Origin of the sequence: Martelella endophytica, from assembly GCF_000960975.1 — a bacterium.
Taxonomy (GTDB): Bacteria; Pseudomonadota; Alphaproteobacteria; order Rhizobiales; family Rhizobiaceae; genus Martelella; species Martelella endophytica.
Genome location: NZ_CP010803.1, coordinates 1,618,108 through 1,630,612, shown reverse-complemented (window position 1 = coordinate 1,630,612; position 12,505 = coordinate 1,618,108). Strand labels below are relative to the sequence as shown.

The window sequence follows — 12,505 nt, the reverse complement described above, 5'->3', positions numbered from 1 at the left end:
GAAAGGGAGGGATCGGACGCCGTGCGCAATGCCTCCTGGCTGCGGTGGCCCTATCCCGATGGCGAGACCGCGCCGGTCAGAGCGGCTTCCTCAGCAGGCTGTAATTCCTGCGATAGATCGCTCCGCCGCCAAACCGCAGAAGCGCATTTCTGACGGCCGGTGGCAGACGACGCATCTTGTCGCGCGCGGCGCATTGCCTATGAACCCAATCCGCCCTGACCTTCTGTCGTTGCTCGTAGAAGGAAAGGGCAAGATCCACGCGCGCTCTGGCGGAAAGCTCATCGGCGAGCACCAGGGCGTCCTCGATTGCCAGGCACGCCCCCTGGGCCATGCTGGGCGGAGAAGCATGCGCGGCGTCACCGATCAGGACCACGCGGTTTTCCACCCACCGCGACAGCTTCAGACGCTCGAGCGCGGCGAAATGGACGACGGTATCTCGGGAGAGCTCCAGCGCGTGCCGCAGCGGGCCCGCAATGCTCCCGAACAGTGGCAGCAGCGGAGTCTCATCGGAGTAATTGCCAATCGCCGTTCGGGCGGCGGACATATCGGCGTAGATATAGAGTTCGGACTTCGAAATCGGCTTCGCCAGAAGACTGCGATCTTCGCCGAGCATCACGGACCACTCATCGACGGAGCAGGTCTTGGGGACGATGAAGCGCCAGCAGACATTGCCAACATATTCCGGATCCGGCGCCTGCGGAAAGGCGAGCGCCCGCACCGAGGAATGAATGCCGTCTGCGCCGATTACCAGATCGACATTCTCGGTGCGACCGTCCGCATAAGTAACGCGGCATCCGAGGCCGGTGTTCGAGAGATCGATGACCTGACCGCACTCGGCAGGCTCCATGCCGTCATCGAGCAACTGCCAGAGGTCGGACCTTCTGATTGCGCGGCATGGCGCGACATCACGCCAGTACCGATTGGTGTCAACGGATGTCAGCAGCCGCCCGCGCTCATCGTGAAAGCGCTGGGCATTGACGGCGTGCGACAACCTGAAAAGCTCTGCGCCGAGGCCGAGGCGGCAAAGTGCCCTGACGCCATTGCCCGGCAGGAAGAGCCCCGCCCCGCCAAGACCGGCGGAGGGGTTGCGTTCGACAATTTTGACTGAGAAACCGCGCCGGACCAAAGCCCGGCGGGCGGCGAGCCCCGCAATGCCAGCGCCGACGATCAGGATACGCATGGCGCCATCACTCCCAACACACCCAGCATTCGCCGACCGATCTCACGAACATGTGCCCATGAAACGCCGGCAGTCCATCGATGCGAAGCCAGGGAAGGCGTTCGACGAGCGCCAGGAGCGCTTCCTCGAGCTCGATCCGTCCCATCACGTCTGCAACGCATCTGTGCGCCCCGCCGCCAAACACCAAGCGCGACAATTCGAGATTTGGCCGCGATATGTCGAATACGTTCGGCCGGTCGAAGACCGTTTCATCCCTGAGCGCCGACAGCGATGACAGCAGGACCAGCTGGCCTGCCGGCAGGGTCAGGCCGTCGATCTCGATTTCCGCGACGGAAACGCGGATGGCGCCCGCAATCCCGGGTTCGAAACGCAAGCCCTCCGAGACGGCCTTTCCGACAAGCGTCGGGTCGACGCAGACCGCCCGCCATTGGTCACGGTTCGTCATCAGGTGCGCGATCTGGGCAACCAGCGCGGTTCGCACGGATTCCGTTCCGCCAATGATCAGCTGGACGATCTGGACCAGCGCCTCAAGCCGGCTCAGCCTCTCCTGACCGGCAAATTCAGCGTATCGGGCGAGAAAGCCGTGCGATCGGCCACGCTCCGCGTCGGCAAGAAGCCCGTCGAGATAATCCCTGATCCACGAGCCAGCGGCTTCCGCCGCCGCAACTTGGTCCGCAGTCGGCTTTGGCCGGAAGAACGCGTTCATGGCATAGACGTACTGCATGAAGGCAAGGAGATCGGCATCGCCGACGCCCAGGAGGCTGGCAAGGGCCATCACCGGCAGCTTTTCGGCATAGCCGGATACCAGCTCCAGCCGGCCCCTGGCGTAGCAGTCTTCGATCAGTCCCTGCGCTGCCCGCCTCATATGCTGCCGGAACTGCTCCGATACCTGGCCTGCGAGCGCCCTTGAGACGGCCGATCTACGGCGCGCATGCGCCTCGCCATTGGCGGTCAGCATACCGTGCGCGAAAATATCGAAGAGTGCGCCCTGCGTGATCCCGGCCTGCGCTGGCATCGCAATCTCGGTCGCCTGCAGGCGCGGATCGTGCATCAGCCGCGCGACATCGCCGTGCCGCAGCACAACATATCCGCCCGTGTCGAGCGCGATGAAGGGAAACGACCGGCGATACCAGGCGAATGTCTCATGAGCGTCCGCCTCCAGGTCGCACGCGGCAACGACGGGCACATTTATGCTGCTGCTGAACATAGGCATTCCTTTCTGAAAAAGATCAGGATGTAGGATTGGAGCGGCGCACCCGGCGGAAGCCGGCTGCGCCAAGGTCTGTCAGAACCGATGTTCCGCGCGGATCATGTCTGCCGCCCTTTCGCCGATGACGACGCAAGGTGCCATGGTGTTGCCGGTCGTGATCCGCGGCATGATCGAGGCATCGGCGATACGCAGGCCCTCGACGCCATAGACCTTGAGCTGGTGATCCACGACCGACATGCCGTCTCGCCCCATCTTTGCCGTGCAGGACTGGTGCCAGTAGGTGACGGCGGAACGGCGGATGAAATCGACAAGGCCGTTGCGGTCACGCAGGCCAGGCGCGGTCTCGGCACTCACCAGCGGATCGAACGCCACACCATTGCCGATTTCTCGGCAAAGCTCCACGGCGGTGATGGCCGTCGCCATGTCTTCCGGTTCGCTCAGCGCATTCGGCTCGATCAGCACGGCATCATGCACATTCGCTCCGGAAAGCCTCAATCGTCCCCGGCTTTTCGGCTGTGCCAGTCCCGCAAACATGGTCCAGCCATGCTCAGGTGTTGCAAGACCCGTCTCTGCTGGCGAGGGAACTGGGAATTCGAGCTGGCATTGCAGGATATCGGGCTTTTCCAGCCTGGAATCGCTCTTCCAGTAGAGCGTTGCCTCACAGCCGCCACCGCCCACGCCTTCGGGCTTGCGATAGGCCCATGTGCAGCCGAAGGCGATATGATCCTGATGATTGCGCCCGACGCCCGGCAGATGCTGGACCACCGGAATGGCGTGTGTCGCAAGCTCATCCTCCGGGCCGATGCCGGACTGCATCAGGACTTTCGGCGTATTCACGGCCCCGAGCGAAAGGATGGTCTCGAAGCGGGCCTTGAACCGCGCTGGCCGTCCGTCGATGAGGACATCGACCCCAACCACCCGCTTGCCATCAAAGATGAGGCGTGACACCAGCGCGCCGGTGACGACGGTCAGGTTGTGCCTGCCGGTAAGCGGCGCAACATAGGACTGATAGACCGACTGGCGCTTGCCGTTCAGGATCCGGAGCTCAGCAATCGCGGCGCCACCATCGCTTTCCATCATCGCGCCATTCGGACTCTCGAAGACCGGTATCCCGAGCGCCGAAGCCGAGGCGAGCATGGCATGGGCGACAGGCTGCGGCGCGTCGGGCTGGGCGACATGCGCCGGGCCGCCCACACCGCGGCGGCTCGGATCGGGCGCGCCGCGCCAGTCCTCGATACGGCGGTAGTAGTCCAGAACCGACTTGTAACCCCAGGCATCGTCGCCGGCTTCGGCTGCAAAATGGTTCCAGTCTTCCCGGTGCCCCCGAGCCCAGACCATGACGTTGATGCTGGAGCCACCCCCAAGCCCCTTCCCCATGCTGAGGGGCAGCTGGCGGCCTTCAAGGGTGGAAGAAGGCTGCCCGACAAAACCCCAGTCCCGCGAAGATCCGAGATTGAGTGGCCACTGCGCCGGCTCGCGAACGCTCTCGACCGCATCGTCCCCGCCGGCCTCCAGCAGCAGGACCCGGGCATCTCCGCGCTCGGCCAACCGGGCGGCCACGACCGATCCGCTGGATCCAGCACCGCAAACGATGAAATCGTACTCTCCCCCACCTCGTGCAAACGGGGTGTCTTCTTCATGATGATCTGTTTCGTGCGGAGTGGGCCGCATGGGACTTACCTCTTGCAGATTGGTGACGATCAAATCGTTATCTGCAAAAATATCAAATATCAACGTTTTTATCAAATTTATCATTTTTACGAGTTCACGTCGTCGTGAGCGTTCCTCGCGGATTATTCAGAGACGCAAGTTCGTTAAGGAAAATGAGGGGTGACAGCCGTGAGCAAGCCAGGCCTCCGGGGCACAGCGCATCACGTTACAGGCCGTCAGAATCCGGCTGCTTGCCTCAGAGAGGAAAAGCGGCGCGAATAATAGCCGCGCCGAAGATACCGGCGAATATCCGGAGAAGGATCAGGAACGATACGAAGACGACGAGGGCAACCAAGCCGGCCTGGAGCAAGTCTGGTTCACGCTCTCGCGCAGCGGCAACCAGCTCCACCGCCTTGAGGCGCAAGACCCTGCCCACATCGCCGTCAGGGACGACGCGCGCCGTTTCGCCCCCGGAACGACGGTCGTCTGGCCCTGCGGGTCGGGTCGACAGGTAAACAACGACATGGTCGTCCCTCGCGTCACCGCGAGCTCGCTCCTTTGGACACCAGTGCTCGTCAACTTCCATGATCACGTCTTTGAGCTGACCGCATGCGAGCCGTCGCCTAGGCGACATCTGCAAGAAAGGCGGAAAGCAAACCGTTGAAGGCGATCGGCGCCTGAAGGAAGGGCGCGTGGCCCGCATCGGCAACGCGAAAACATGTGCCGCCCCAGAGCCGGGAAAACGGAACGCCATCAATGTAGTCCAGGTTCACGATCCGGTCGTCACGGCCATTGACAACGGCGGTGATGACCTCGGTGTGGCTGACGACCTCACGCTGGTTGCTTTTCTCCTCGAAGCGATACCTGGAGAAGAGCGTGCTGCGGAACGCCTCGTCGGTTCGCGCGGCGGCCTGCTCCATAAACGGCTCCGCCGCCGTCGCGAAGACATTGCGGACAAAGTTGGCCGCGTCTTTGGCTGACATGCGCCCCTTGCCGGCCAGCCCGCTCATCAGGTTGCCGCGAAAGCCCTCGGAGATCTCGGGGCCGACCGGCGGCGCGCCGGTGATGAAAAGTCCCGATGCATTGTAGGACTTTGACAGCATCTCCATGGCGACGTGACCGCCGAGCGACCAGCCAACGAGCACCGGCCTGCTGACCTGCAACTGATCGAGAAGCTCGGTCACCGCTTCCGCCAGCCCGGGCAACGGATAGGTTCGGGTCTTGTCGAAAGCATCGCTTGATTGGCCATGTCCGGGCAGGTCAAAGCTGATCAACCTGTAATTCTTGAAGACCTCACTGTTGAACTGCCGATGAAACACCTGCCGCGACGAGGAATTGCCATGGATGAACACGACATCGGGGCCATCGCCCGGAGTGATTTCAACGGCCATGAGGGCATGAGACGTCCATACTTCCTGACTGATTGTTTGCATCTGAAGGGTCCTGAAATCGGGAAAAGGGAACCGCCACAGCGAGCGCTCACGCGCTGCTTGAAAGGCGGCGGGATGTCCGGCGCGCTGGCCACCGTCAGTGCGTGTTGGCGAAACGCGTACCGGTAAACGGCACAGTCGATATAATCCCTGAAACGGGAGAGCATGCGCGCGTGAACGTACCGGAGACTTGAGCCGGCGCTGCGCGCCATCGGGAGATGATCATGGGGGAGAAGCCTTTCGCTGAATGAACGCTTCACCCGCCCTAGCGGGACAAGATGCCAGCTTGATTTCAAAGCCGGCACAAATTGTTACAAATGAAACCGATCCATACCTCTGGGGCCGTTCGTGACGGCGACCGACGCCGGCTCAGCCGCCAAGGGAAGCGAAGGCCGATTCAGCCGATGTCCGTGGCTGATCCTCGGTTCTCTCCATCAAGGTGAGCCGGATCAATGTGGAGATCGCTTCTGCAATCGTGATCAGGGCGTCACGCTCCTCGCGCTTCAGGGTGCGCGGTACGGTGTCGATGACACAGACCGATCCGAGAACGAAGCCGCGCGGATCGCGAACGGGCGCCCCGGCATAGAAGCGGAAGCCATAGGGTTCGGAAAGGGTGGGATTGCTCTGGAGGCTCTCCCTCTGCGTCATGTCCTCGATGACGGTCAACTCATTGGCGACAAGTGTTTCGTTGCAGAACGCCCAGTCGCGTGGCGTGCTCTCGCCGTCGAAACCCACGCGCGACTTGAACCACTGCTGGTCCCGGGTAATCAGCGTGAACATGGCGATCGGAGCACGGGTGACGAAAGCCGCAAGACGCACAAGCCGATCAAACCGGCTATCCACGCCCGAGCCGACCAGCTCCGAACGCCGGACGGCCTCCAGACGCGCCTTTTCATTCAGCGGCAAGGCGAAGGAAGGCGTTTGGGCCTCATCGGACATGCGCACCTTCAGATAGTCTATGACGGCAGCACTCATCTCCGAGACGCTGGCGCGTTTCTGCATCTGGACGCGGTTGGCGCCGCGGGTGGCAGGCGTCGCCGCAACCTTGTCCGTAATGGTGAAGATTAGCGTCTGCCTGTAACGCGGATTGCTGGCAACGGCAGTGACGAATTTCTTACGCTCCGCGGCCTCGGCGTTCTCCACGATCAGCAGTGTCGGCGGGTTGGGCTCGAGGAACTGCCGCAGCGCCTGCACATCCTCGGCGACATCAACCATAAGCCCAGAGCCCGGCAGGCCGACATCGGCCCATTGCGCACCCCGTCCCTTTCCGGCGAGGATGACGGCGTTCGCAGTGAGATCCACTGGCGCCTGCGCGGCGTCCTCGACAAGATCTAGCACGGCCTGACGCGGTATTCGGCGGTGACCGCCAGGTGTCTTCCAAGAGGGGAGCTGGCCGCTTTCCACCCAAAGCTGCACGGTGCGGATGGAAACGCCAAGCAATTCTGCGGCATTCGCCGTCGTCAGGATATCTTTCATCACTGTTCCTATGACAATGACGAAAATATAGGAAAATCTAGAAAATTTGCAATAAATCAACATCCGGCCGAGCTACGCAATCGCCGGCGGCTTGCGAGGATGGGCAAGCGAAGGCTCGTCAGATTGCCCTTGACCCTGACACTAACGTCAACCCGCTAGGAACGGTGCGAAGCGCTAGAACGCGCACGTTCACTGGAAAGGACAATCAAGATGAATGAAGACTGGCAGGGCAAGGTTGCCATCGTGACGGGCGGAAGTTCGGGCATCGGAGAGGCCACGGCATTGGCTCTCGCAGCGCAGGGCGCCCATGTGATTATCACCGGTCGCAATGAAGCGAAGCTGGCCGGCGTCGCCGAAAAAAGCCAAGCCGTCGCGACCGTCAGGGCCGATGCCGCCGACCCCACGGGCAGCCGGCGCATTGTCGAGGCCGCGCTCAGCCGTTGGGGTCGGCTCGATCTGGTCGTCAACAATGCCGGGGCCGGCAGGCCGCTTCCGATCGACGCCTATGACGGCGAAGCGATCGCCGCAATCTGCGCGGTGAACATCACCGGGCCATCGCTTCTTTTGAAGGAGGCGCTTCCGGCGCTTAGGGAAACCAGAGGCGCAGTCGTCAACATCGGCACGGCCGTCTCGCAGAATGCCGCACCGGGGCTTTCGCATTATGCGGCGACCAAGGCCGCCCTCGAACACCTGACGCGATCCTGGGCCATCGAGCTTGCTGGCGATGGCATCCGCGTGAATGCCGTCGCGCCCGGGCCGGTGAAGAGCGGTGCATTGACGGGAATGATGGGGCTTACCCCGGAAATGGCGGGCGCGATCGAAGAGGCCGAAGCCGCTGAAATCCCGCTCGGCCGTCGTGGGATAACCACCGACCTCGTGCCATGGATATTGCGGCTCGGCAGCACCACCAATGAATGGCTGACCGGTCAGGTCATAGCCATTGACGGCGGATGGTCGCAGCGACGCTGAGGCGCTCATAAGGCGTTGCCTCCGGGCAGAGCGGCCCCGGCACCCCTGCCCGGAGGTTGCTGCCTTCCTGTATTTTGGGCCTTGAAAAGGCGGGCGCGTCATCTGACATGATCGTCAACGAAGACTTGCCGAAAGGTCCCGACATGCAGATCAAGGAAGCAGCCGAACGGCTCGGCATTACGGAGCGTATGCTGCGCCACTATGAACGTTCGGGCCTGATTGCGGCCCGGCGGCTGGAAAATGGCTATCGCGACTACAGTGAAGCCGATCTGCGGCGCGCCGGCCGGATCCGGGATTTCATCGCGACCGGCTTTTCGACGCGTGAGGTCCAGGCGATGGCGGCCTGCCTTTCGGACGAAGGCGCGGGGCCTTGCACGGGCGGCGTCGCCCAGCTTCTCACCAAGCTTGAACATATCGATCGGCTGAAAGCGGAGCTCGACGCGAAACGCGCGGCCGTAATCGAACGCCTTACGTCTTTTCAGGAGGCGCTTGAGAACCGTGAGCAGGCCGATGGCACCGTCGCACCTGAGCAAGCCGCAAAGACTGCGTTGTCTCCTGAGCACCGCGAAACGCTCTGACAGGCATTTTCGGGCTTAGTGTTCGGGCCTACCATCCCGCCTGTTCAATTCCCGAACGAATGCGATCAAGGCACGCATTCCGGCGCTCATGTGTCGGTTTTTCGGGTAGTAGAGAGCCAGGCCCGGATAGGGCGGCGTCCATTCGTGGAGCAGTTGGACCAGCGTTCCATCCACGAGATCCTCCGCGATCGCCGCTTTGGCGACATAGCCGATACCCGCGCCGGCTCGGGCCGCAATTGCAATCAGCCGGGCATCGTCCAGAATGAGTCGCCCTTGCGTTTCGATGGTGAGCCGCTCGCCATGGCGTTCGAACTCCCAGCGATAACGCGCCGCTCCCGCCAACCGCCACTGGATGCAGTCATGCGCCGTCAGGTCAGCCGGCGTCGAGGGTGCGGAGACATCGCGCAGATAGGAGGGTGCTGCGACGACGACGTGCTGTTGTTCGCCGCCGACCGGAATGGCCACCATATCCTCCGGCACCATCTCGATCAGCCTTAGTCCGCAATCAAAGGCGCCGCTGCCAAGATCCAGCAAATTGTCGTCCGAGCGGACGTCGACCGTCATGTCGGGGTAGCGCCGCAGGAACTCCAGGATGAGCGGCTCCAGCACGAGCTCCGCCGCCCGCGCAGAAGCATTGATGCGGATCGTGCCCCGCGGCTGATCGCTCAAGCCATCCAGAGCCTCAACCGCTCGGCTCAACTGCCTGAGCGCGGGACGCAGCGCTTCGGCGAAGCGTTCGCCTGCTTCCGTCAACGCGACGCGCCGCGTTGTGCGGATGAACAGCTGTGCCTTGAGACGCGCCTCGAGCCCGGCGACGGCGTGGCTCAGCGCCGACGCGCTGGCGCCGCTGGCGCGCGCGGCCGAACGAAAACCGCCATGTTCTGCCACAGCCATGAATGCAGCCAGCTCCGATGGCGGCAGATTGGCGACTGTCCGAAATAGCTCATCATTGCGTTCCATGTTCACCTACTAAATCAAACAGCGAAGGCTTGCTACCTCCTGTAGGCAAACAGGAAAGGAAAATCTCATGAGCAGGCTTAAGACGGGTTTCGATTTTTCCACCACGGCTGCGGACGTGCTTCAGGGCATCAATCTTGAAGGCAAGACGATGATCGTCACCGGCGGCGCGAGTGGCATCGGCATCGAGACGGTGCGCGCCCTGGCGGCAGCCGGCGCTGCCGTGACCATCGCAGCGCGCCGGCCGGATGCGGCCGAAGCTGCCGCGGCAGATTTGCGAAAGGCGACCGGCAACGCGGCGATCACGGTCGAGCCTCTCGACGTGGCCGATCTGTCTTCCGTCCGTCGCTTCGTGACGGCATGGAACAGGCCGGTCGATGCGTTGATCAACAATGCAGGGATCATGGCGCTTCCCGAGCTTCAACGCACCGGCGAAGGTCGCGAGATGCAATTTGCGACCAACTACCTTGGCCATTTCGCGCTGACGCTCGGCCTGTACCCATGGCTGAAGGCGGCGGGCAAGGCCCGTATCGTTTCCGTCGCCTCGAGCGGCACTCTCTGGAGCCCCGTGCTGTGGGACGATATGGACTTCCGCTTTATGCCCTATCATCCGATCGTCGCCTACGGTCAGTCCAAGACGGCCTGCATCCTGCTTTCGGTTGGGATAGCGCGGAAGTGGGCGGAAGACGGGATCACGTCGAATGCCCTGAACCCCGGCGCGATCGCCACCAATCTGCAGCGCCACACCGGCGGGCTGAAAACCCCCGAACCTTTCCGCAAGACACCGGAACAAGGTGCAGCGAACTCGGTTCTTCTGGCCGCCTCGCCACTTCTTGACGGCATCTCGGGCCGGTATTTCGACAATTGCAACGAAGCAGAAGTCGTCGCTGAGCGAAGTGAGCAGCCAGCAGGCGCCGTTCCGCCCTATGCGGTCGATCCTCAGAATGCCGACCGGCTCTGGGCCATGGCCGAAGCCATGCTCGCGGAAGCGCGATAGCCAAAAAATCGGGCGGCGGCACGCCGCCCGCAAACGTCGTCAACCTGCCTCAACGTGCGGAACCGAAGCCGTCCCGAAGCGCGCGCGGTACTCCGCCGGGCGGATGCCGACCAGTTTCTGGAACGTCTTCCTGAAAGCCGCCGGATCCGAATAGCCGACGTCCCAGGCGATCCGGTCGACCGGCAGCAGCGTGCGCTCCAGCAGTTCGCGCGCCTTGGCGATGCGCACCAGCTGCAGATATTCGTTCGGGCGGTGATGGGTCGCCGCCTTGAAACGGCGCAGCAATGTGCGCTCGGTCATGCCGGCGACGTCATGCAGATCGGCCATGCTGACCGGCTCGTGCGCGTGGGCATGGATGAAATGCTGCGCCTTGCGGATGGCGTCATCGCCATGATCGAAGCGGGGGATGAACTGTGCAAAGGGGCGCTGGCTGCCGCGCGGCGGATCGATGAGCAGGAAACGGGCCGTCGAGAGCATCGTTGCCGGCCCGAGCAGCCGCTCAACCAGCGTCAGCCCCAGATCGGCCCAGGCGAGGATGCCGCCCGCCGTCACGATATCCCCCTCGTCCAGCACCATATGTTCCTCGGCCAGCCGTACGGAGGGGAAGCGCTTCGCAAGCTGTTCGGCAAAGGCCCAGTGTGTGGTCGCGCGCCGCCCGTCGATCAGCCCGGTTTCGGCCAGCACGAAGGCACCGGCGCAGACGGAGCAGAGCACGGTGCCTTGATCGTGCTGGTTTCGCAGCCATGCAGCAGCCGCCGGCGCTGGCGCCATGCGCTCCGGCATGATGATGCTCGGCGGCGCGATCGCGTGGCTCAGGCGATGCGGCGAACCGGGATGGCTGTCCCATATGCAAATGACGTCATCTGCCGTCGCCTCCCAGTGCGATACGCGGATATAGCGCGCGTTGTCGCCGGTCCATTCGGCCGCCACGCGGAAGAGATCGGTCAGGCCATAGATCGCCGCGAGCTGGCAACCGGGATAGATCAGCAGCCCGATTTCAGCAACCTGTTCCGCTTTCTGCGCCATTGTCCGTTTTGCCTCGACAAGTGTCCGTTTCGCCACGTCCGTATATGCGCCCGACGACCTATCTTGTCCATGTCGAAATCAAGAGGACACGAAATGCACACCGAAATGACCCGGCGCGCGATGCTGAAGACGGCGGCAACTGTCGCCGCCCTTTCGGCTCTGCCCCGCCTCACCTTTGCACAAACACAAGGAGAATTTACCATGGCTACGATTACCACCAGAGACGGCACCAACATCTTCTACAAGGACTGGGGTCCGAAGGACGCCCAGCCGGTTGTCTTCCATCACGGCTGGCCGCTTTCGGGCGACGACTGGGACAACCAGATGCTGTTCTTCCTCGCCAATGGCTACCGCGTCATTGCCCATGACCGGCGCGGCCACGGTCGTTCGGACCAGACGGACACCGGCAACGACATGGACACCTACGCCGCCGATGTCGCCGAACTTGCGAGCGCCCTCGACCTGAAGAACGCCATCCATATCGGCCACTCCACCGGTGGCGGCGAAGTGGCCCGCTATGTTGCCCGCGCCGAGAAGGGCCGCGTCGCCAAGGCCGTGCTGATGGCGGCCGTTCCCCCGGTCATGGTGCGCTCGGAGAAGAACCCCGAAGGTCTTCCGATCGAGGTGTTCGACGGCTTCCGGTCCGCGCTTGCCGCAAACCGCGCCCAGTTCTACATCGACATCCCGACCGGCCCTTTCTACGGCTTCAACCGCGAGGGTGCCGAAATCAGCCAGGGGTTGATCGACAACTGGTGGCGGCAGGGCATGGCCGGTGGCGCCAAGGCGCAGTATGATTGCATCGCCGCCTTCTCGGAGACCGATTTCACCGAAGACCTGAAGGCGATCACCGTTCCGGTTCTGGTGCTGCATGGCGAAGACGACCAGGTCGTTCCGATTGCCGATTCGGCGCTGAAGTCCATCGACCTGCTGCAAAACGGCACGCTGAAGACCTATCCGGGCCTGCCGCACGGTCTGTTCGCGACCAACCCGGACATCATAAACCCCGAGCTCCTCGCCTTCGCAAAGGCTTGA

General features: G+C 62.8%; 12 protein-coding genes. 4 read left to right on the top strand and 8 right to left on the bottom strand.

Translation table 11 applies throughout. The features are described from left to right. Nucleotides 1–76 precede the first annotated feature (76 nt). From TM49_RS07370 to TM49_RS22530, 6 genes are all read right to left on the bottom strand, one after another. Entirely contained in the window at nucleotides 77–1,180 is a 1,104-nt protein-coding gene (locus TM49_RS07370) for an FAD-dependent monooxygenase (protein ID WP_045680254.1), read from the bottom strand. 7 nt (nucleotides 1,181–1,187) lie between these two features. Then, nucleotides 1,188–2,387, bottom strand: coding sequence for a cytochrome P450 (locus TM49_RS07365; RefSeq protein WP_052699745.1), 1,200 nt, complete (start codon nucleotides 2,385–2,387; stop codon nucleotides 1,188–1,190). Between the two features lie 78 nt (nucleotides 2,388–2,465). Further along, nucleotides 2,466–4,061, bottom strand: coding sequence for a GMC family oxidoreductase (locus TM49_RS07360; RefSeq protein ID WP_045680250.1), 1,596 nt, complete (start codon nucleotides 4,059–4,061; stop codon nucleotides 2,466–2,468). Nucleotides 4,062–4,296: 235 nt separating this feature from the next. Further along, entirely contained in the window at nucleotides 4,297–4,626 is a 330-nt protein-coding gene (locus TM49_RS07355; RefSeq protein WP_144409499.1) for a hypothetical protein, read from the bottom strand. A gap of 37 nt (nucleotides 4,627–4,663) precedes the next feature. Continuing rightward, complete coding sequence (locus TM49_RS07350) at nucleotides 4,664–5,473, bottom strand: alpha/beta fold hydrolase (RefSeq protein WP_045680246.1); 810 nt, start codon at nucleotides 5,471–5,473, stop codon at nucleotides 4,664–4,666. A gap of 366 nt (nucleotides 5,474–5,839) precedes the next feature. Further along, complete coding sequence (locus tag TM49_RS22530) at nucleotides 5,840–6,946, bottom strand: excisionase family DNA-binding protein (RefSeq protein WP_052699743.1); 1,107 nt, start codon at nucleotides 6,944–6,946, stop codon at nucleotides 5,840–5,842. A 210-nt stretch (nucleotides 6,947–7,156) separates the two neighbouring features. Here TM49_RS22530 and TM49_RS07340 point away from each other — a divergent pair, with 210 nt between their 5' ends. Together TM49_RS07340 and TM49_RS07335 are read left to right on the top strand one after the other, a co-directional pair. Further along, nucleotides 7,157–7,915, top strand: coding sequence for an SDR family NAD(P)-dependent oxidoreductase (locus tag TM49_RS07340; protein ID WP_045680245.1), 759 nt, complete (start codon nucleotides 7,157–7,159; stop codon nucleotides 7,913–7,915). A gap of 107 nt (nucleotides 7,916–8,022) precedes the next feature. Then, on the top strand, nucleotides 8,023–8,493 hold the full coding sequence (locus tag TM49_RS07335; protein WP_045680244.1) for a MerR family transcriptional regulator: 471 nt from the start codon (nucleotides 8,023–8,025) through the stop codon (nucleotides 8,491–8,493). 15 nt (nucleotides 8,494–8,508) lie between these two features. Here TM49_RS07335 and TM49_RS07330 read toward each other — a convergent pair whose 3' ends face one another. Next, nucleotides 8,509–9,453 carry a LysR substrate-binding domain-containing protein gene (locus TM49_RS07330; protein ID WP_045680243.1) on the bottom strand — a complete coding sequence of 315 codons (945 nt, stop codon included), beginning with the start codon at nucleotides 9,451–9,453 and terminating at the stop codon, nucleotides 8,509–8,511. A 67-nt stretch (nucleotides 9,454–9,520) separates the two neighbouring features. On the opposite strand from TM49_RS07330, the gene TM49_RS07325 reads away from it, so the two are divergent. Then, on the top strand, nucleotides 9,521–10,447 hold the full coding sequence (locus tag TM49_RS07325) for an SDR family NAD(P)-dependent oxidoreductase (RefSeq protein ID WP_045680242.1): 927 nt from the start codon (nucleotides 9,521–9,523) through the stop codon (nucleotides 10,445–10,447). A 39-nt stretch (nucleotides 10,448–10,486) separates the two neighbouring features. Here TM49_RS07325 and TM49_RS07320 read toward each other — a convergent pair whose 3' ends face one another. Then, entirely contained in the window at nucleotides 10,487–11,473 is a 987-nt protein-coding gene (locus TM49_RS07320; RefSeq protein WP_045680241.1) for a GlxA family transcriptional regulator, read from the bottom strand. Nucleotides 11,474–11,674: 201 nt separating this feature from the next. Between TM49_RS07320 and TM49_RS07315 the strand changes: the two genes are divergently transcribed. Further along, the gene (locus TM49_RS07315; protein WP_045684931.1) at nucleotides 11,675–12,505 is read left to right on the top strand and encodes an alpha/beta fold hydrolase; all 831 of its coding nucleotides are present in this window, start codon (nucleotides 11,675–11,677) and stop codon (nucleotides 12,503–12,505) included.

Bases quoted from the DNA above. Each gene is read 5' to 3' on its own strand.
- TM49_RS07370 (WP_045680254.1), bottom strand. From the start codon at position 1,180: ATGCGTATCCTGATCGTCGGCGCTGGCATTGCGGGGCTCGCCGCCCGC.
- TM49_RS07365 (WP_052699745.1), bottom strand. From the start codon at position 2,387: ATGTTCAGCAGCAGCATAAATGTGCCCGTCGTTGCCGCGTGCGACCTG.
- TM49_RS07360 (WP_045680250.1), bottom strand. From the start codon at position 4,061: ATGCGGCCCACTCCGCACGAAACAGATCATCATGAAGAAGACACCCCG.
- TM49_RS07355 (WP_144409499.1), bottom strand. From the start codon at position 4,626: ATGGAAGTTGACGAGCACTGGTGTCCAAAGGAGCGAGCTCGCGGTGAC.
- TM49_RS07350 (WP_045680246.1), bottom strand. From the start codon at position 5,473: ATGCAAACAATCAGTCAGGAAGTATGGACGTCTCATGCCCTCATGGCC.
- TM49_RS22530 (WP_052699743.1), bottom strand. From the start codon at position 6,946: ATGAAAGATATCCTGACGACGGCGAATGCCGCAGAATTGCTTGGCGTT.
- TM49_RS07340 (WP_045680245.1), top strand. From the start codon at position 7,157: ATGAATGAAGACTGGCAGGGCAAGGTTGCCATCGTGACGGGCGGAAGT.
- TM49_RS07335 (WP_045680244.1), top strand. From the start codon at position 8,023: ATGATCGTCAACGAAGACTTGCCGAAAGGTCCCGACATGCAGATCAAG.
- TM49_RS07330 (WP_045680243.1), bottom strand. From the start codon at position 9,453: ATGGAACGCAATGATGAGCTATTTCGGACAGTCGCCAATCTGCCGCCA.
- TM49_RS07325 (WP_045680242.1), top strand. From the start codon at position 9,521: ATGAGCAGGCTTAAGACGGGTTTCGATTTTTCCACCACGGCTGCGGAC.
- TM49_RS07320 (WP_045680241.1), bottom strand. From the start codon at position 11,473: ATGGCGCAGAAAGCGGAACAGGTTGCTGAAATCGGGCTGCTGATCTAT.
- TM49_RS07315 (WP_045684931.1), top strand. From the start codon at position 11,675: ATGGCTACGATTACCACCAGAGACGGCACCAACATCTTCTACAAGGAC.